Raw genomic sequence first — 17,171 nt, 5'->3', positions numbered from 1 at the left:
GTTGGCCCCACCCTAATTTAGTGATCGAAAAAGATTTGTAATTTTACCTGTTGATAACCAAGATCGCCAGTAAATGATCGACGTTCCGGTGAATAAGATCTAACTTATTCACAATTTTTTCACTATCATTAGTTAGATCAACACAAGTAATCCTATTCTTACTCACATAAAGATCCACATTTGGGCAATTTCTCACAGATCTTCAGTCTGGTGATAAGTCTGTGGAATAAGTTTTCTTAAGTTGTGACTATTCCCTCTATTTACTTACCTTATTCCTCCACCATCTAGGTTATTGCTCTTGGTTATTTTCATTAGTAACCAAACTAACAGTAGTATCTGATTTTATAAAACTATGGAGATGTACTATGAATAACTGGATTAAAGCGACAATAACGGCGTTTACACTTTCTGTCGCAGTAGCCCAAGCCGCAACCGAAGTTAAAGTTGGAATGTCTGGCCGTTACTACCCTTTTACTTTTGTTGAGCAAGATAAACTGCAAGGCTTTGAAGTTGACTTGTGGGATGAAATAGGCAAACGCAATGACTATAAGGTTGAATACGTTACCGCCAATTTCTCTGGATTGTTTGGCCTGCTTGAAACAGGGCGTATTGATACTATTTCGAACCAAATTACCATGACAGATGCACGCAAAAACAAATACCTTTTTGCCAACCCTTATGTTGTTGATGGTGCACAAATCACAGTTAGGAAAGGCAATACAGACATTAAAAGTATAAAAGATCTAGAGGGTAAAACTGTTGCTGTTAACTTAGGATCCAACTTTGAGCAACTGCTAAAAAGCCATGACAAAGATGGTAAGATCATCATTAAAACATACGACACTGGTATTGAGCACGATGTGGCATTGGGCAGAGTCGATGCCTTTGTCATGGACCGTCTTTCTGCACTTGAACTAATCAAAAAAACAGGCCTTCCCCTAGAGCTGGCGGGTAAACCTTTTGCAACCATCGAAAATGCATGGCCATTTGTCGATAACGAAAAAGGTAACAGACTTCAAGGTGAAGTTAACCAAACTCTAGCCGCTATGCGTACTGATGGGACATTAAACACCATATCTCAAAAATGGTTTGGTGCTGATATCACTCAATAGCCAATTTTATATCCATCTAAACATCTGATGGACAGTCCAGCTACCCACAGTTTCTCTTTCTTGCTGTGGGTTTTTAAGCTTTATATAGAACTAATTTTACCGGGATGGGTTATGGGATTTGATTTCAACTACATGCTAAATCTGATGCCAATACTTCTAAAGTATCTTGGCACAACTATGGAAATGGCAACGTGGGGCTTAATATTTGCTCTAACACTGGCAGTCATATTGGCCAACATCCGAGTTTTTCGTGTACCTATACTTGACCAGTTAAGCCAAGTTTATATTAGTTTTTTTCGTGGCACGCCGCTGTTGGTTCAACTGTTTCTTCTTTATTACGGGTTACCACAGGTCTTTCCTTTATTGGTGGGGCTCAACGCCTTTAGTGCTGCCGTTATAGGTTTAACTCTCCATTTTGCCGCTTACATGGCAGAAAGTATTCGTGCAGCGATAATAGGTGTAGATCGCAGCCAAATGGAAGCCAGTATGTCAGTAGGTATGACGACCACACAAGCGATGCGCCGCATTATAATGCCTCAAGCTACTCGAATTGCCCTGCCATCACTGATGAATTATTTCATCGATATGATTAAGTCAACGTCACTCGCTTTCACGCTTGGCGTAGCAGAAATTATGGCCAAGGCACAAATGGAAGCATCATCAAGCTTCCGTTTTTTTGAAGCTTTTTTAGCTGTAGCACTAATTTACTGGGCAGTCGTCGTAGTCCTAACTCGGATACAAACTTGGGCTGAGATCCAGCTCAATAAGGCGTACGTTAGATGATAAAATTAACCAACATCCATAAACGTTTTGGCGATTCTCAAGTGCTGAATGGTATTGATCTTGAAATAAAACAAGGTGAAATCATTGTTATCATTGGCTCCAGCGGTACTGGAAAATCGACATTACTACGAACTGTCAATTTCTTAGAAAATGCCGACCAAGGTAAAATCACCATTGGCGACATCAGCGTTGATACAGAAAAGCACTCCAAATCGGAAGTGCTCGCCCTACGCAGGAAAACAGGCTTTGTCTTTCAGAATTACGCACTCTTTGCTCATATGACAGCTAAACAAAATATAGCCGAAGGATTAATTACAGTACATAGCTGGAAGAAAGACCAAGCTCTCAAACACGCCCAGAAAATTCTTGATGATATTGGGCTGGGAGATAAAGGAGACAGTTACCCAGCAGCTCTTTCCGGTGGCCAGCAGCAACGTGTAGGGATCGGCCGAGCTATGGCACTACAACCCGAACTGTTGTTATTTGATGAACCTACTTCTGCTCTTGATCCAGAGTGGGTTGGTGAAGTACTTCAACTTATGAAAGAACTCGCCAACAAGGCTCAGACAATGCTAGTGGTTACTCATGAAATGCAATTTGCTCGAGAGGTCGCAGATAGAGTGATCTTCATGGCAGAAGGTCATATTGTAGAACAAGGTAATCCACAGGATATTTTTAATCATCCACAGGATCCTAGGTTAAAGAAATTTCTAAGGCAAGTTGGTGGGAAATAAAGATCACCAAAGAACATCGCTTGATCCTTGAGATTTCGTTCACACTCCGTATAATCGCTCGACCGGAATTTATCAGTTGCTCAATGATTGACACTTTGTGTGACTGTGATTACAATTCCGCCTCTTTGTTTAAAGGTGTTAGTCTGTCTTCTTGCAATAGCAAAAGATAAAAATGACCAACACAAGGATAACATTGACCTAAAACTACTGATCAGTAAAGGTAATTATCATGAAACGCACTTTTCAACCTTCAGTTCTAAAGCGCAAGCGTACTCACGGTTTCCGTGCTCGCATGGCAACTAAGAACGGTCGCAAAGTAATTAATGCACGTCGTGCAAAAGGCCGTGCGCGCCTATCAAAGTAATCATTAGTTTATTTTGAATACGTACGCGTTCGATCGGGAGTTACGTTTGTTAACTCCCGAGCATTATAAAAATGTCTTCCAGCAAGCTCACAGAGCTGGCTCACCTCATTTCACCATCATTGCTCGCAATAATTCTCTTTCTCACCCAAGATTAGGATTAGCAGTTCCTAAAAAGCAGATTAAGACAGCCGTTGCACGTAATCGTTTTAAACGCCTAGCACGTGAAAGCTTTCGTAATCAGCAGCATCAACTTCCACATAAGGATTTTGTTGTTATAGCTAAAAAAAGCGCACAAGATCTCAGCAATGATGAAGTTTTTAAAATATTTGATAAGTTATGGCAGCGCCTGTCTCGCCCTTCACGCGGGTAGCGATCGGCTTGGTCCGTCTATATCAAGGCTTAATAAGTCCTCTGATCGGACCACGTTGTCGTTTTACTCCAACCTGCTCAACTTATACTGTTGAAGCACTAAAATCTCATGGATTTGTAAAAGGTTGTTGGTTATCGAGCAAACGTCTATTAAAATGCCACCCTTTGAATGCGGGTGGTTTTGACCCAGTACCACCACTCCAGAAACAAGACAGAGATAAATAACGATGGATTCTCAACGTAATATCCTGTTGATCGCGCTAGCACTGGTTTCTTTCTTGTTATTTCAACAATGGCAAGTTGCAAAGAACCCAGCTCCACAGCCGGTTGAACAGGCACAATCTAGCAGTACCGCACCTGCACCATCTCTTGCGGATGATTTAGATCCCGCTCCAACACAGAAAGCGTCAGCTAAAACGATTACCGTGGCAACTGACGTCTTGACTCTGTCGATTGATACGGTGGGTGGTGACGTGATCACCGCAGACCTTAACCAATACTCCGCTGAACTCAATTCGGCAGACTCATTCGTTTTACTGAAAAATGAGCCCGGTCATCAGTTCATCGCCCAAAGTGGTTTAGTCGGGCCTCAAGGTATTGACTTAAGCGGCGGTAATCGTCCTGCATATCAAGTCAGCTCTGACCGCTATATCCTAGCGGATGGTCAAGATGAATTACGTATTCCAATGACTTATCAAGCAAACGGACTTGAATATACTAAAACGTTCGTATTAAAACGCGGCAGCTACGCTGTTGATGTCGAGTATGACGTGATAAATAACTCAGGTAACAACGCTACCTTTGGTATGTACGCTCATCTTCGCCAAAACTTGATGGATGATGGCGGTAGTATAACTATGCCAACCTATCGTGGCGGTGCATATTCAACCGAAGATACACGTTACAAGAAGTACAGCTTCGACGATATGCAAGATCGTAACTTGTCTATTAACCTGTCAAATGGTCAGGGTTGGGCAGCGATGATCCAACACTATTTTGCTTCTGCGTGGATTCCTCGTAACGAACCTGGCACTAACTTATATACACGTGTTATTGGTAATTTAGGTGATATTGGCATTCGTATGCCAAATAAAACTGTTGCAAATGGTGACTCAGCTAAATTTCAAGCCACGCTTTGGGTTGGACCAAAACTTCAAGACCAGATGGCTGAAGTTGCACCTAACTTAGAGTTAGTTGTTGACTATGGTTGGTTGTGGTTTATTGCTAAGCCTTTACATACATTCCTATCCTTTATCCAGTCAGGTGGACAGTTATTTGGATTTATTGATTTCCCATTCGGTGTTGGAAATTGGGGTCTATCAATAATGCTACTAACTTTCTGCATTCGTGGGGCTATGTACCCCTTGACTAAAGCTCAGTACACCTCAATGGCAAAAATGCGTATGCTGCAACCTAAGTTGCAAGCAATGCGTGAACGTATTGGTGATGACCGCCAGCGTATGAGCCAAGAAATGATGGAGTTGTATAAAAAAGAGAAAGTGAATCCACTTGGTGGCTGTCTACCTCTTATATTACAAATGCCTATATTCATCGCTCTTTATTGGGCGCTTATGGAGTCGGTTGAACTGCGTCACTCACCATTCTTTGGCTGGATTACCGATTTATCAGCGCAAGACCCATATTATATCTTGCCACTGCTGATGGGTGTTTCTATGTTCATGATTCAAAAAATGAGCCCAACTACAGTCACTGACCCGATGCAACAGAAGATAATGACCTTTATGCCGGTTATGTTTACTTTCTTCTTCTTATTCTTCCCATCTGGGTTGGTTCTTTACTGGCTAGTATCAAACGTTGTGACTCTTATCCAGCAAACTTTGATATACAAGTCACTGGAAAAGAAAGGCTTGCATAGCAAATAACCCTTAAGTAGAAATAACATCAAAAGGCGGCCAAAAGGTCGCCTTTTAGTTTTGAGCTGATTACAATTCAGCTAAGATATATTTGCCTTTATTTAGGCACCTAGACACAACAAAGGCACATTTATGACAACTGATACCATTGTTGCTCAAGCCACAGCTCCTGGTCGTGGGGGCGTTGGCATTATTCGAGTATCCGGCCCTCTTGCAGGTCAAGTTGCATTGGAAGTGACAGGTAAGGAACTACGCCATCGTTACGCTGAGTATCTGCCGTTTATAGACCAAAATGGTATCCAAATTGATCAAGGTATTGCTCTTTATTTCCCCAATCCAAACTCCTTCACTGGCGAAGATGTACTTGAACTACAAGGACATGGGGGGCCTGTCGTGATGGATATGTTAATCAAACGTCTCTTAAAAATTGAGGGGATAAGAACCGCACGTCCTGGTGAATTTTCTGAACGAGCATTTCTTAATGACAAGTTAGATCTTGCTCAAGCAGAAGCAATTGCCGATTTAATTGATGCCAGCTCTGAGCAAGCAGCTAAGTCAGCTTTAAAGTCTCTTCAAGGTGCTTTTTCACAACGTATTCACACATTAGTCGAGTCGCTCATTCACCTTAGGATCTATGTCGAAGCAGCGATTGATTTCCCAGAAGAAGAAATCGACTTTCTCGCCGATGGTAAAGTATCAGCGGATCTTCAGGCTATTATGGATAACCTCAATTCTGTGCGTAAAGAAGCCAATCAAGGTGCAATTATGCGTGAGGGTATGAAAGTCGTTATCGCAGGACGACCCAATGCAGGTAAATCTAGTCTTCTTAATGCTTTATCTGGCAAAGACTCAGCCATAGTAACCGATATTGCTGGTACAACTCGTGACGTTCTTCGTGAACACATACATATAGATGGAATGCCGCTCCATATCATTGATACTGCGGGACTACGTGATGCATCTGATGAAGTGGAAAAAATAGGTATAGAAAGAGCTTGGGAAGAGATTGAACAAGCAGATCGGGTGCTTTTCATGGTTGATGGAACGACAACTGATGATACAGATCCAAAAGAGATTTGGCCTGACTTTGTTGACCGCTTGCCAAGTAATATGGGAATAACCGTAATCCGTAATAAAGCTGATCAAACCAGTGAAGGTATCGGTATTTGCCACGTTAATGTACCAACCCTGATTCGCTTATCTGCAAGAACGGGCCAGGGCATTGAATCATTACGTCAACATCTAAAAGAATGCATGGGCTTTTCAGGGAACAGCGAGGGTGGTTTTATGGCTCGACGACGTCACCTTGAAGCACTTGAAATGGCCGCAGAACACCTTAACATTGGTCAGCAACAACTAGAAGGTTATATGGCAGGAGAAATTCTTGCAGAAGAACTGAGAATTGCTCAGCAGCACCTAAATGAAATTACCGGAGAATTTAGCTCTGACGATTTACTCGGCCGTATTTTCTCTTCCTTCTGTATTGGAAAATAACTCATTCGCTCGACTGTTATTTCGAGCGATCATTAGATAAAGGAAACCACATGATCCAAATCATCACAGGCAGTACTTTAGGTGGGGCTGAATATGTTGGCGATCACCTCAGCGATCTTCTGAATCAAAAAGGGATTGATACCTGCATTCACAATCAACCTGAGCTCAATGAAATCCCAACAGAAGGAACCTGGCTAATCATCACTTCTACCCACGGAGCAGGAGATTACCCAGATAATATTCAGCCTTTCATTCAAGCATTACAAACAACACCTCCAAAAATGTCAGATGTTAAATACGCAGTGATCGCCATTGGCGACTCAAGTTATGACACCTTCTGCGGCGCAGGTAAACATGCCCATACTTTGTTGGAAGATATTGGAGCCACACCAGTGACAGACTGCCTAACCATTGACGTTCTTAGTCATATAGTGGCGGAAGATATTGCAGAAGCTTGGCTAACAGAGCATATCCACCAACTATAACCTCTTTTTGGAAGTGGGTTTAGTCACCACTTCCTCCCCAAAGCTTACCTTATCCTACCAATTAGCTCCTTTTCCCCTGTGTATAAAATAGCAGTTATCCGGTGATTAACCTTTAGTTATCCAAATAATAAAGTGAGAGCAGATCGTCCCTTGTGGATAACTAGCCATTTTGATCCCAGGAAATCCTCATCTAGATCAAAGCAAGATCACAGAATAAGATCCGGGGAAAACATATGATCTTGTTGATCATTTATCGCTTATCCACAGAGATCGGCGATCCTAATAATAGATCCAATAAAAGATCATATATAAGATCATATAACATTAAGCTTTGTCAGTAACTTATATGAAAAGTATGAAAAGCGATTCTCTATCACACTGAAAGCAGGTAGAATAGCCTCCTTCAATTTGTCCATAGCTCTCTTAAATATCAGAGGTCAGTGCATGCTGTATCATGAAAAATTTGATGTCATTGTTGTTGGTGGGGGACATGCTGGAACGGAAGCAGCCCTAGCATCAGCCCGCACGGGACAAAAAACACTCTTACTTACACATAACATTGATACTCTAGGTCAAATGTCATGTAATCCAGCAATAGGCGGAATAGGCAAAGGGCATTTAGTCAAAGAAGTCGATGCTATGGGTGGTCTGATGGGTCAAGCCATTGATCATGCCGGTATTCAGTTTAGAACTTTAAATGCATCTAAAGGCCCAGCGGTCAGAGCAACACGAGCTCAGGCTGATCGTGCCTTGTATAAATCCTATGTACGAGAGGCATTAGAAAATACGCCAAACCTAACTTTGTTTCAGCAATCTGTAGATGATTTGATTGTCGAACAGCAACAAGCCACGGGTGTAATAACCCAAATGGGCTTAAAATTCCACGCTAAGGCTATTGTACTTACAGTTGGTACCTTTCTTGGTGGTAAGATCCATATTGGTATGGAGAATGCGTCTGGTGGACGAGCAGGCGATCCACCATCAATTGCTTTAGCCAATAGACTGAGAGAATTACCATTTCGTGTTGATCGTCTCAAAACAGGTACACCACCTAGAGTGGATGCCAGAAGTGTAGATTTTTCGGATCTTAGTGTTCAGCATGGTGATGATCCAACACCTGTATTTTCATTTATGGGTGATCGAATGCAACATCCGAAGCAGATCCCATGTTTTATTACTCATACTAATGATCGTACGCATGAGGTTATTAGAAATAATCTCGATCGTAGTCCTATGTATTCTGGCGTTATTGAAGGTATTGGTCCACGCTATTGCCCATCCATTGAAGACAAGGTAATGCGTTTCGCTGATAAAAATAGCCATCAAATATTTATCGAGCCGGAAGGATTAAATACACATGAGTTGTACCCTAACGGTATTTCTACTAGTTTGCCATTCGATGTGCAGGTAAAAATTGTACAGTCAATGAAAGGGTTTGAAAGAGCTCATATAGTTCGTCCTGGGTATGCAATTGAATATGATTTTTTCGATCCTAGAGATCTGAAACAAACTTACGAAACTAAGTTTATTAATGGATTATTCTTTGCAGGACAAATTAACGGCACAACAGGTTATGAAGAAGCAGCAGCGCAAGGCCTAATGGCTGGACTAAACGCAAGTCTATACAGCCAAGAAAAAGAAGGGTGGAGTCCAAGACGTGATCAAGCTTACATGGGCGTTTTGATTGATGACCTATCCACAATGGGAACTAAAGAACCATATCGTATGTTTACTTCCCGTGCTGAGTATCGCTTGCTTTTGAGAGAAGATAATGCTGACCTGCGTTTAACTGAGAAAGCACGTGAGTTAGGCTTGATAGATGACATACGCTGGGCACGTTTTAACCAAAAAATTGAGAACATCATCAAAGAAAGGCAAAGATTGCAAGATATCTGGATGAATCCTAAATCAACAGGAGTGGATCAACTTAATTCATTGCTTAAAACACCATTGATCCGTGAAGCTAGTGGTGAGGATTTATTACGTCGCCCTGAAATGACTTATCAAAAACTAACTCAGTTAGAAGAATTTGCCCCCACGCTAGATGATACTCAAGCGTCTGAACAAGTAGAAATCCAAGTTAAGTATGAAGGTTATATAAAACGTCAGCAGGATGAAATTGAGAAATCTCTACGCCATGAACATACCTTATTGCCAGCCGATTTGGATTACGCTAGCATTAAAGGTTTGTCTAATGAAGTAGCAGTTAAACTCAATGATTCAAGACCAGAGTCTATTGGTATCGCGTCGCGTATATCCGGAATTACTCCTGCTGCGATATCAATCCTGCTAGTTTATTTAAAAAAACAGGGCATGCTGAGAAAAGGTGGTGAAGCATAATGAGTCAATTACGTGTTCAGCTGGACTCTTTGATCGCTCAAACTACACTTGAAGTATCTGACAAACAACGATTGCAGTTAGTTGGATATGTAGAAATGCTGCATAAATGGAATAAAGCTTATAATCTCACTTCTGTACGCGAGCCTAGTGATATGGTGGTGAAACATATCCTCGATAGCATAATTGTTAGTGAATATTTACAAGGGGAGCGTTTTATTGATGTTGGAACTGGTCCTGGATTGCCTGGTATTCCTTTAGCAATAATGCAACCAGACAAGGAATTTTATTTATTAGATAGTTTGGGAAAAAGAATCCGTTTTATTAAGCAAGTGTTACATGAACTGCGCATTGATAATGTAGTTCCCGTTCAGAGTCGGGTTGAGCAGTTCCAGCCAGAACATAAGTTTGATGGTGTGTTGAGTCGAGCCTTCGCGTCCATGACGGATATGGTTGAATGGTGTCATCATCTTCCTAAAGAGTGTTCAGGCCGCTTTTTAGCGTTAAAAGGACAATTACCACAAGATGAGATTACACAGTTGCCAAATTGGTGTTCTGTGACGGACGTCAAAGCTTTGCATGTTCCTCAACTAGAAGGTGAGCGTCATCTAGTAATCTTATCCCGCAAGGAATAAAAGCGAGGTTAGTCGTGGGAAAAATCGTAGCAATCGCAAACCAGAAAGGTGGTGTTGGTAAAACAACCACATGTATCAACTTAGCAGCGTCTATGGCTGCTACGAAACGTAAAGTATTGGTTATCGATCTTGACCCCCAAGGCAACGCAACGATGGCAAGCGGTGTGGATAAATACCAAGTTGATGCCACGGCCTATGAGTTATTGGTTGAAGAAGTTGCATTTGACGATGTCGTCTGCCGTAAGACCTCTGGTAATTATGATCTTATCGCTGCAAATGGCGATGTGACAGCTGCTGAAATTAAACTAATGGAAGTATTTGCCCGTGAAGTGCGATTAAAGCAGGCTATTGCCCCAGTACGCGATAACTATGATTTCATCTTTATTGACTGCCCTCCATCGCTAAATCTTTTAACTATTAATGCAATGGCCGCTGCTGATTCAGTCTTAGTTCCTATGCAGTGTGAATACTTTGCGCTTGAAGGATTAACAGCACTGATGGATACTATTAGTAAGTTGGCTGCGGTGGTAAATGAAAAACTTAAGATCGAAGGTTTGTTACGTACTATGTACGATCCTCGCAACCGTTTATCTAATGAAGTTTCTGATCAGCTAAAGAAGCACTTTGGTAACAAAGTATACCGTACAGTTATTCCTCGTAATGTCCGTCTCGCTGAAGCGCCAAGTCATGGAAAGCCAGCAATGTACTACGATAAATACTCCGCAGGAGCAAAAGCCTATCTAGCACTGGCTGGAGAGATGCTTCGTCGCGATGAAATCCTAGCATAAATCAATCAAAGGAATTTTGTTTCATGTCTAAACGTGGTTTAGGTAAAGGGTTAGATGCTCTGCTTTCTACGAGCTCAATTGCACGTAATAAGCAGCAAAGTGCGATGCACAGTCAGGAACTTTCTTCTGAAGGAGAGTTGACAGATATCAATATAAACTCTCTTAAACCAGGTATGTATCAACCACGTACAGACATGGAACCTGAAGCACTTGAAGAGTTGGCTGCGTCGATTGAATCCCAGGGAATTATCCAACCTATAGTCGTACGTCAAGTCGATAATGATAAATTTGAGATTATTGCCGGTGAAAGACGTTGGCGTGCTGCACGTAAGGCGGGTCTAAAAGAAGTACCTTGCGTGATCAAAAATGTTGATGATCGTGCAGCAATAGCGATGGCGTTGATCGAAAATATTCAGCGTGAAGATCTTAATGTGATCGAAGAGGCCGTGGCGCTGGATCGTCTCCAAGAGGAATTCTCACTGACACATCAACAAGTTGCTGAGGTTATAGGTAAATCTAGAACCACTGTGACTAACTTGCTTAGACTAAATCAGCTTGAGATGGACGTTAAGTATCTTTTGTCAGAAAAGCTACTTGAAATGGGACATGCGCGTGCATTATTAGCTCTTGATGGTGAGCAGCAAGTGGATGTGGCTGAATTGGTCGCTAAGAAGCGCATGACAGTACGTCAGACTGAGCAGTTAGTGAAAAAGTGTCTTCATCCGCAGTCTGAGGATAAAAACCAGTCACAAGATACTGAGGCGCAGAAAATATCACAGAAATTAAGTGAAATGTTGGACGCTAAGGTAGCAATAGTAAAAGCCAAAAATGGAACCTCTAAAGTAACAATTAGTCTAGATGAGCCTCATAAATTAGAGCATCTTATTGCCAAGCTGGCAGGCTAGATGAGATAATCACTTCCAGTCAATTATGTAAAAAGCGATTTTTTGTGCGAAAGTTGTCGGTTTGTAAACAAAATTGTAACTTTTTGCGGTGTTTTAATTGCATTCAATAAGACTCACCGTATAATTTTCGCCAATTTCCCAGCATCGAGGTACTAACGCTGTGGATTTTACTCGAGGTACGAATACATGGTAGCGGCGTTAGCTAGGCCTGGGCGAGAGCTTGCAAAGCGATTGTTAATGATCCAGTTTAGCGCGGTTACATTAATGGCAGTGGTAATGGCACTAGCTGTAAATGCTAAATGGGGACTTTCTGCACTGATTGGCGGCGGCATTTTTGTTGTTGCTAATGCGGTGTTTGCTTGGTTTGCGTTTATGTACGGAGGAGCTCGTGCTGCAAAGCGCATTGCGAATTCCTTCTACGCAGGCGAAGCATTGAAGATCTTCATTACGGTTGCGCTTTTCTCCGTTGCCTACATGTATATACAGGTGGAACTTGTTCCCCTTAAGCTAACCTATTTGCTGGCTCTAGGTATTAATATCTGTGCGCCAGTGCTATTCATTAACAACAAAAAAATAGGATGAGTTATGGCTGCGCCAGGTGAAGCGCTAACTTCGTCCGGATACATTTCCCACCACCTTACAAACCTTTCTACTTATAAGTTAGGTCTTGTAGCGGAGGAGGCAAGTTTCTGGAACGTACATATCGATAGCCTGTTTTTTTCTTGGTTTACTGGTTTAATTTTCCTTGGAATCTTTTACAAAGTAGCAAAGAGAACAACAGCGGGTGTGCCAGGTAAGCTTCAGTGTGCTGTAGAAATGATCGTTGAATTTGTCGCAGAAAACGTCAAAGACACGTTCCATGGACGCAACCCACTGATCGCACCTTTAGCACTGACTATCTTTTGTTGGGTATTTATAATGAACTTGATGGACTTGGTTCCTATCGATTTCCTACCTTACCCAGCAGAGCATTGGCTTGGTATTCCTTATCTTAAGGTTGTACCGTCTGCTGATGTAAATATCACCATGGCTATGGCTCTAGGCGTGTTCGCTCTGATGATTTATTACAGCATCAAAGTGAAAGGTCTAGGTGGATTCGCTAAAGAATTAGCATTACATCCATTTAATCACCCACTGATGATTCCGTTTAACCTACTTATTGAAGTGGTTTCGCTATTAGCAAAACCTCTATCACTTGGTATGCGTTTATTCGGTAATATGTTCGCGGGTGAGGTTGTATTCATTCTTTGTGCGGCTATGCTGCCATGGTATTTACAATGGATGGGTTCACTTCCGTGGGCAATATTCCATGTATTGGTTATTACGATTCAAGCCTTCGTATTTATGATGTTGACAGTTGTTTACCTGTCAATGGCACACGAAGACAGTGATCATTAATTTTTTTAAAGCTTTTATTTGGGCAACTAGCCAACAACTATAAATTGGAGATAGTAATGGAAACTTTACTGAGCTTTTCTGCAATCGCCGTAGGTCTTATCGTCGGTCTTGCTTCTCTTGGTACAGCGATTGGTTTCGCACTTTTAGGTGGTAAATTCCTTGAAGGTGCAGCGCGTCAACCAGAAATGGCTCCTATGTTACAAGTTAAGATGTTCATCATCGCGGGTCTACTTGATGCGGTTCCAATGATTGGTATCGTAATCGCACTTCTATTCACGTTCGCGAACCCGTTCGTTGGTCAACTAGGTTAATCACAGTTAAGCGTCGACAAGCTTAGCTTGTTATTGATTAACTCTTAGTCCGAATAGAAGGGGTAGCTGTTGTGAACATAAATGCAACTCTGCTAGGTCAAGCAATCTCGTTTGCACTATTTGTCTGGTTCTGCATGAAGTATGTATGGCCACCATTAATGCAAGCGATCGAAGAGCGTCAGAAGAAAATCGCTGACGGCCTGCAAGCAGCCGAACGTGCTGCTAAGGACTTGGATCTAGCACAAGCAAACGCTTCTGATCAGTTGAAAGAAGCGAAGCGCACAGCAACTGAGGTCATCGAGCAAGCGAATAAACGCAAAGCTCAAATTCTAGATGAAGCGCGTGAAGAAGCTCAGACTGAACGTCAGAAAATTCTATCACAAGCGGAAGCTGAACTTGAAGCTGAACGTAATCGTGCACGCGATGAGCTGCGCAAACAAGTTGCAACTCTGGCTGTAGCTGGTGCTGAGAAAATCATTGAGCGTTCTATTGATAAAGAAGCGCACAGAGATATTCTTGACAACATTACTGCAAAACTTTAGATGGAGGAGTGCAGATGTCTGATATGACTACTATCGCACGCCCCTATGCTAAAGCAGCATTTGACTTTGCTGTGGAAAAGGATGCGTTGGACCAATGGGGTCAGATGCTATCTTTTGCTGCAGAAGTTGCTAAAAACGAGCAAATACACGAACTCCTAACAGGGTATATGTCAGCAGATAAACTGGCAGAAGTATTTGTAGCTGTTTGTGGTGACCAGGTTGATGTTCATGGCCAAAACCTTTTAAAGGTAATGGCAGAGAATGGTCGTTTGTCGACCCTTCCTGATGTTTGTAAGCAGTTCCTAGCGCTTAAAAAAGAGCGTGAGAAAGAGGTTGATGTTGAAGTTATTTCGGCTTCAGAACTTTCACAAGAACAAGCTACAAATATCAGCAGCAAACTTGAGCAGCGTTTAGAGCGCAAAGTTAAGCTGAATTGCAGTATAGATGAGGCCCTACTTGGTGGGGTGATTATTCGAGCCGGAGACTTAGTCATCGATGATTCAGCGCGTGGTCGCCTGAATCGCTTAAGCGATGCATTGCAGTCTTAATGGGGATTGGAGCATGCAACTTAATTCCACTGAAATTAGCGATCTAATTAAACAACGTATCGAATCTTTCGATGTTGTTAGTGAAGCTCGCAACGAAGGTACTATCGTATCGGTAAGTGATGGTATCATTCGCATTCACGGTCTAGCAGACGTGATGCAAGGTGAAATGATTGAATTACCGGGTAGCCGTTATGCGCTAGCACTTAACCTTGAGCGTGACTCGGTTGGTGCGGTGGTAATGGGTCCATATGCTGACCTAAAGGAAGGCATGAAAGTTACAGGTACAGGTCGAATTCTCGAAGTACCAGTTGGTCCTGAGCTGCTAGGGCGCGTAGTGAATACACTAGGTGAACCTATTGATGGTAAAGGTCCAATTGAAGCGAAATTGTCTTCGCCTGTAGAAGTGATTGCACCAGGTGTAATCGACCGTCAATCGGTTGATCAACCTGTTCAAACTGGTTACAAGTCGGTTGACTCAATGATCCCAATTGGTCGTGGTCAGCGTGAACTTGTGATTGGTGACCGTCAAACGGGTAAAACTGCTTTAGCGATTGATGCAATCATTAACCAGAAAAATTCTGGTATTTACTCAATCTACGTGGCAATTGGTCAGAAAGCTTCGACTATCGCTAACGTTGTTCGTAAACTAGAAGAACATGGTGCTCTAGCAAACACAATTGTGGTTGTTGCGTCAGCTTCTGAATCTGCAGCGCTGCAATATCTTGCGCCTTACGCAGGTTGTACGATGGGAGAGTATTTCCGTGATCGCGGTGAAGATGCATTGATTGTTTATGATGATCTATCTAAACAAGCTGTTGCTTATCGTCAGATTTCCCTACTACTTAAGCGTCCACCAGGCCGTGAAGCATTCCCAGGTGATGTATTCTACCTTCACTCTCGTCTACTAGAGCGTGCTGCTCGTGTTAACGCGGATTATGTAGAAAAGTTCACTAATGGTGAAGTGAAAGGTAAGACGGGTTCTTTGACTGCTCTACCTATCATTGAAACTCAAGCTGGTGACGTTTCAGCATTCGTACCTACTAACGTAATCTCGATTACAGATGGTCAGATCTTCCTGCAAACTGAGCTATTCAATTCGGGTGTTCGCCCTGCTGTTGACCCTGGTATATCAGTATCTCGTGTAGGTGGTTCAGCTCAAACTAAAATCATCAAGAAACTATCAGGTGGTATACGTACAGCACTTGCTGCATACCGTGAACTTGCAGCTTTTGCTCAGTTTTCTTCTGATCTTGATGATGCTACGAAGAAACAGTTGGATCATGGTCAGAAAGTAACAGAGCTAATGAAGCAAAAGCAGTACGCTCCTATGTCTGTTTTTGACCAAGCTTTAACTATCTTTGCAGCAGAGCGTGGCTACCTTGATGATGTAGAACTGAATAAAGTTCTAGATTTCGAGGCGGCTTTACTATCGTATGCTCGCGGTCAATACGCAGAACTTGCGTCTGAGATCGACAAGACGGGTGCTTACAACAAGGATATCGAAGCTCAGCTTAAGAAGCTGGTCGACGATTTCAAAGCAACCCAAACTTGGTAATAGGTCGGTGGCATTAATTGCCACCAACTAATGGAGAGTAACGATGGCCGGCGCAAAAGAGATACGTAATAAAATCGGTAGTGTTAAAAGCACGCAGAAAATTACGAAAGCGATGGAAATGGTAGCAGCTTCAAAAATGCGTCGCTCTCAAGACGCTATGGAAGCTTCTCGTCCATATGCTGAAACAATGCGTAAAGTGATCGGTCATGTGGCAAACGCGAATCTAGAGTACCGTCATCCGTACCTAGAAGAGCGTGAGGCGAAACGAGTTGGTTACATCATAGTTTCTACAGACCGAGGCTTGTGTGGTGGTTTGAACATTAACGTGTTCAAGAAAGCCATTACAGATATGAAAGCTTGGAAAGACAAAGGTGCTGAAGTTGAACTGGCTGTCGTTGGTTCAAAAGCAACTGCGTTTTTTAATAACAGTGGCGCTAAAGTTGCTGCACAGGTATCAGGCCTGGGTGATAGCCCAAGTTTGGAAGACCTGATTGGTTCTGTGAGCGTAATGCTGAAGAGATATGATGAAGGTGAACTGGACCGTCTGTATGTAGTGTTCAATAAGTTTGTCAACACTATGGTTCAGCAACCAACGATCGATCAATTGCTACCTTTGCCTAAATCAGATAGCGAAGAGATGCAGCGTGATCATTCATGGGACTACATTTATGAGCCTGAGCCACAGCCTTTACTAGACGCACTATTAGTTCGTTACGTAGAGTCACAGGTGTATCAGGGAGTAATTGAGAACCTTGCTTGTGAGCAAGCGGCTCGAATGGTTGCGATGAAAGCTGCAACTGATAACGCGTCCAATTTGATTGATGATCTAGAACTTGTGTATAACAAAGCCCGTCAGGCTGCGATTACACAAGAACTGTCGGAAATTGTTAGTGGTGCGGCTGCGGTTTAAGCGTAGGTAAAACTAAATAGTTTAGAG

The 17,171-nt window shown here is 42.4% G+C and carries 20 protein-coding genes; all 20 read left to right on the top strand.

Annotation, left to right across the window (positions count from 1 at the left end):
* Nucleotides 1-365: 365 nt before the first annotated feature.
* The 20 genes from OCV27_RS14895 (at nt 366) to atpG (ending at nt 17,144) form a co-directional block, all read left to right on the top strand.
* Nucleotides 366-1,112: an amino acid ABC transporter substrate-binding protein gene (locus OCV27_RS14895; RefSeq protein ID WP_125319571.1), complete on the top strand. Its 747-nt coding sequence runs from the start codon at nt 366-368 to the stop codon at nt 1,110-1,112.
* Nucleotides 1,113-1,223: 111 nt separating this feature from the next.
* Nucleotides 1,224-1,895 (top strand): amino acid ABC transporter permease, encoded by a 672-nt coding sequence (locus tag OCV27_RS14890; protein ID WP_125319570.1) that lies wholly within the window; start codon nt 1,224-1,226, stop codon nt 1,893-1,895.
* Nucleotides 1,892-2,629 carry an amino acid ABC transporter ATP-binding protein gene (locus OCV27_RS14885; RefSeq protein ID WP_125319569.1) on the top strand — a complete coding sequence of 246 codons (738 nt, stop codon included), beginning with the start codon at nt 1,892-1,894 and terminating at the stop codon, nt 2,627-2,629. The genes OCV27_RS14890 and OCV27_RS14885 overlap by 4 nt, the downstream gene beginning before the upstream one ends.
* Nucleotides 2,630-2,858: 229 nt before the next feature.
* The gene (rpmH, locus tag OCV27_RS14880; RefSeq protein ID WP_006880025.1) at nt 2,859-2,993 is read left to right on the top strand and encodes a 50S ribosomal protein L34; all 135 of its coding nucleotides are present in this window, start codon (nt 2,859-2,861) and stop codon (nt 2,991-2,993) included.
* Between the two features lie 46 nt (nt 2,994-3,039).
* Complete coding sequence (gene rnpA / locus OCV27_RS14875; protein WP_245986629.1) at nt 3,040-3,363, top strand: ribonuclease P protein component; 324 nt, start codon at nt 3,040-3,042, stop codon at nt 3,361-3,363.
* Nucleotides 3,330-3,587 (top strand): membrane protein insertion efficiency factor YidD, encoded by a 258-nt coding sequence (gene yidD, locus OCV27_RS14870; protein ID WP_125319567.1) that lies wholly within the window; start codon nt 3,330-3,332, stop codon nt 3,585-3,587. The genes rnpA and yidD overlap by 34 nt, the downstream gene beginning before the upstream one ends.
* Before the next feature lie 2 nt (nt 3,588-3,589).
* Nucleotides 3,590-5,245, top strand: a complete 1,656-nt coding sequence (gene yidC, locus OCV27_RS14865) for a membrane protein insertase YidC (protein ID WP_125319566.1) — start codon at nt 3,590-3,592, stop codon at nt 5,243-5,245.
* A gap of 123 nt (nt 5,246-5,368) precedes the next feature.
* Nucleotides 5,369-6,730: a tRNA uridine-5-carboxymethylaminomethyl(34) synthesis GTPase MnmE gene (gene mnmE / locus OCV27_RS14860; protein ID WP_125319565.1), complete on the top strand. Its 1,362-nt coding sequence runs from the start codon at nt 5,369-5,371 to the stop codon at nt 6,728-6,730.
* A gap of 50 nt (nt 6,731-6,780) precedes the next feature.
* On the top strand, nt 6,781-7,215 hold the full coding sequence (mioC, locus tag OCV27_RS14855) for an FMN-binding protein MioC (RefSeq protein ID WP_125319564.1): 435 nt from the start codon (nt 6,781-6,783) through the stop codon (nt 7,213-7,215).
* A gap of 444 nt (nt 7,216-7,659) precedes the next feature.
* Complete coding sequence (gene mnmG / locus OCV27_RS14850; RefSeq protein ID WP_125319563.1) at nt 7,660-9,555, top strand: tRNA uridine-5-carboxymethylaminomethyl(34) synthesis enzyme MnmG; 1,896 nt, start codon at nt 7,660-7,662, stop codon at nt 9,553-9,555.
* The gene (gene rsmG / locus OCV27_RS14845) at nt 9,555-10,187 is read left to right on the top strand and encodes a 16S rRNA (guanine(527)-N(7))-methyltransferase RsmG (protein WP_125319562.1); all 633 of its coding nucleotides are present in this window, start codon (nt 9,555-9,557) and stop codon (nt 10,185-10,187) included. Before mnmG ends, rsmG begins: the two co-directional genes overlap by 1 nt.
* 14 nt (nt 10,188-10,201) lie before the next feature.
* A complete protein-coding gene (locus OCV27_RS14840; RefSeq protein ID WP_125319561.1) occupies nt 10,202-10,975 on the top strand; it encodes a ParA family protein in 774 nt (257 codons plus the stop codon).
* 23 nt (nt 10,976-10,998) lie between these two features.
* A complete protein-coding gene (locus OCV27_RS14835; RefSeq protein WP_125319560.1) occupies nt 10,999-11,880 on the top strand; it encodes a ParB/RepB/Spo0J family partition protein in 882 nt (293 codons plus the stop codon).
* A 186-nt stretch (nt 11,881-12,066) separates the two neighbouring features.
* Nucleotides 12,067-12,462, top strand: a complete 396-nt coding sequence (locus tag OCV27_RS14830; protein ID WP_125319559.1) for a F0F1 ATP synthase subunit I — start codon at nt 12,067-12,069, stop codon at nt 12,460-12,462.
* A gap of 3 nt (nt 12,463-12,465) precedes the next feature.
* A complete protein-coding gene (atpB, locus tag OCV27_RS14825) occupies nt 12,466-13,278 on the top strand; it encodes a F0F1 ATP synthase subunit A (protein ID WP_125319558.1) in 813 nt (270 codons plus the stop codon).
* Between the two features lie 56 nt (nt 13,279-13,334).
* Nucleotides 13,335-13,589 carry a F0F1 ATP synthase subunit C gene (atpE, locus tag OCV27_RS14820; RefSeq protein WP_006957448.1) on the top strand — a complete coding sequence of 85 codons (255 nt, stop codon included), beginning with the start codon at nt 13,335-13,337 and terminating at the stop codon, nt 13,587-13,589.
* A 71-nt stretch (nt 13,590-13,660) separates the two neighbouring features.
* On the top strand, nt 13,661-14,131 hold the full coding sequence (gene atpF, locus OCV27_RS14815; RefSeq protein ID WP_125319557.1) for a F0F1 ATP synthase subunit B: 471 nt from the start codon (nt 13,661-13,663) through the stop codon (nt 14,129-14,131).
* A 14-nt stretch (nt 14,132-14,145) separates the two neighbouring features.
* Complete coding sequence (gene atpH, locus OCV27_RS14810; protein WP_125319556.1) at nt 14,146-14,679, top strand: F0F1 ATP synthase subunit delta; 534 nt, start codon at nt 14,146-14,148, stop codon at nt 14,677-14,679.
* 13 nt (nt 14,680-14,692) lie between these two features.
* A complete protein-coding gene (gene atpA / locus OCV27_RS14805; protein ID WP_125319555.1) occupies nt 14,693-16,234 on the top strand; it encodes a F0F1 ATP synthase subunit alpha in 1,542 nt (513 codons plus the stop codon).
* A 43-nt stretch (nt 16,235-16,277) separates the two neighbouring features.
* Complete coding sequence (gene atpG, locus OCV27_RS14800; RefSeq protein ID WP_125319554.1) at nt 16,278-17,144, top strand: F0F1 ATP synthase subunit gamma; 867 nt, start codon at nt 16,278-16,280, stop codon at nt 17,142-17,144.
* The last annotated feature ends 27 nt before the right edge of the window (nt 17,145-17,171 follow it).

The sequence above is a fragment of the Vibrio pectenicida genome, assembly GCA_024347015.1.
Taxonomy (GTDB): domain Bacteria; phylum Pseudomonadota; class Gammaproteobacteria; order Enterobacterales; family Vibrionaceae; genus Vibrio; species Vibrio pectenicida.
This window is presented reverse-complemented; position numbering and strand designations above follow the sequence as displayed.

Coding starts and splice junctions, on each gene's coding strand:
- atpA (WP_125319555.1), top strand. CDS start 14,693: ATGCAACTTAATTCCACTGAAATTAGCGATCTAATTAAACAACGTATC.
- atpG (WP_125319554.1), top strand. CDS start 16,278: ATGGCCGGCGCAAAAGAGATACGTAATAAAATCGGTAGTGTTAAAAGC.
- rsmG (WP_125319562.1), top strand. CDS start 9,555: ATGAGTCAATTACGTGTTCAGCTGGACTCTTTGATCGCTCAAACTACA.
- rpmH (WP_006880025.1), top strand. CDS start 2,859: ATGAAACGCACTTTTCAACCTTCAGTTCTAAAGCGCAAGCGTACTCAC.
- atpB (WP_125319558.1), top strand. CDS start 12,466: ATGGCTGCGCCAGGTGAAGCGCTAACTTCGTCCGGATACATTTCCCAC.
- atpE (WP_006957448.1), top strand. CDS start 13,335: ATGGAAACTTTACTGAGCTTTTCTGCAATCGCCGTAGGTCTTATCGTC.
- mioC (WP_125319564.1), top strand. CDS start 6,781: ATGATCCAAATCATCACAGGCAGTACTTTAGGTGGGGCTGAATATGTT.
- OCV27_RS14890 (WP_125319570.1), top strand. CDS start 1,224: ATGGGATTTGATTTCAACTACATGCTAAATCTGATGCCAATACTTCTA.
- atpH (WP_125319556.1), top strand. CDS start 14,146: ATGTCTGATATGACTACTATCGCACGCCCCTATGCTAAAGCAGCATTT.
- mnmG (WP_125319563.1), top strand. CDS start 7,660: ATGCTGTATCATGAAAAATTTGATGTCATTGTTGTTGGTGGGGGACAT.
- mnmE (WP_125319565.1), top strand. CDS start 5,369: ATGACAACTGATACCATTGTTGCTCAAGCCACAGCTCCTGGTCGTGGG.
- yidC (WP_125319566.1), top strand. CDS start 3,590: ATGGATTCTCAACGTAATATCCTGTTGATCGCGCTAGCACTGGTTTCT.
- OCV27_RS14830 (WP_125319559.1), top strand. CDS start 12,067: ATGGTAGCGGCGTTAGCTAGGCCTGGGCGAGAGCTTGCAAAGCGATTG.
- yidD (WP_125319567.1), top strand. CDS start 3,330: ATGGCAGCGCCTGTCTCGCCCTTCACGCGGGTAGCGATCGGCTTGGTC.
- OCV27_RS14895 (WP_125319571.1), top strand. CDS start 366: ATGAATAACTGGATTAAAGCGACAATAACGGCGTTTACACTTTCTGTC.
- OCV27_RS14835 (WP_125319560.1), top strand. CDS start 10,999: ATGTCTAAACGTGGTTTAGGTAAAGGGTTAGATGCTCTGCTTTCTACG.
- OCV27_RS14885 (WP_125319569.1), top strand. CDS start 1,892: ATGATAAAATTAACCAACATCCATAAACGTTTTGGCGATTCTCAAGTG.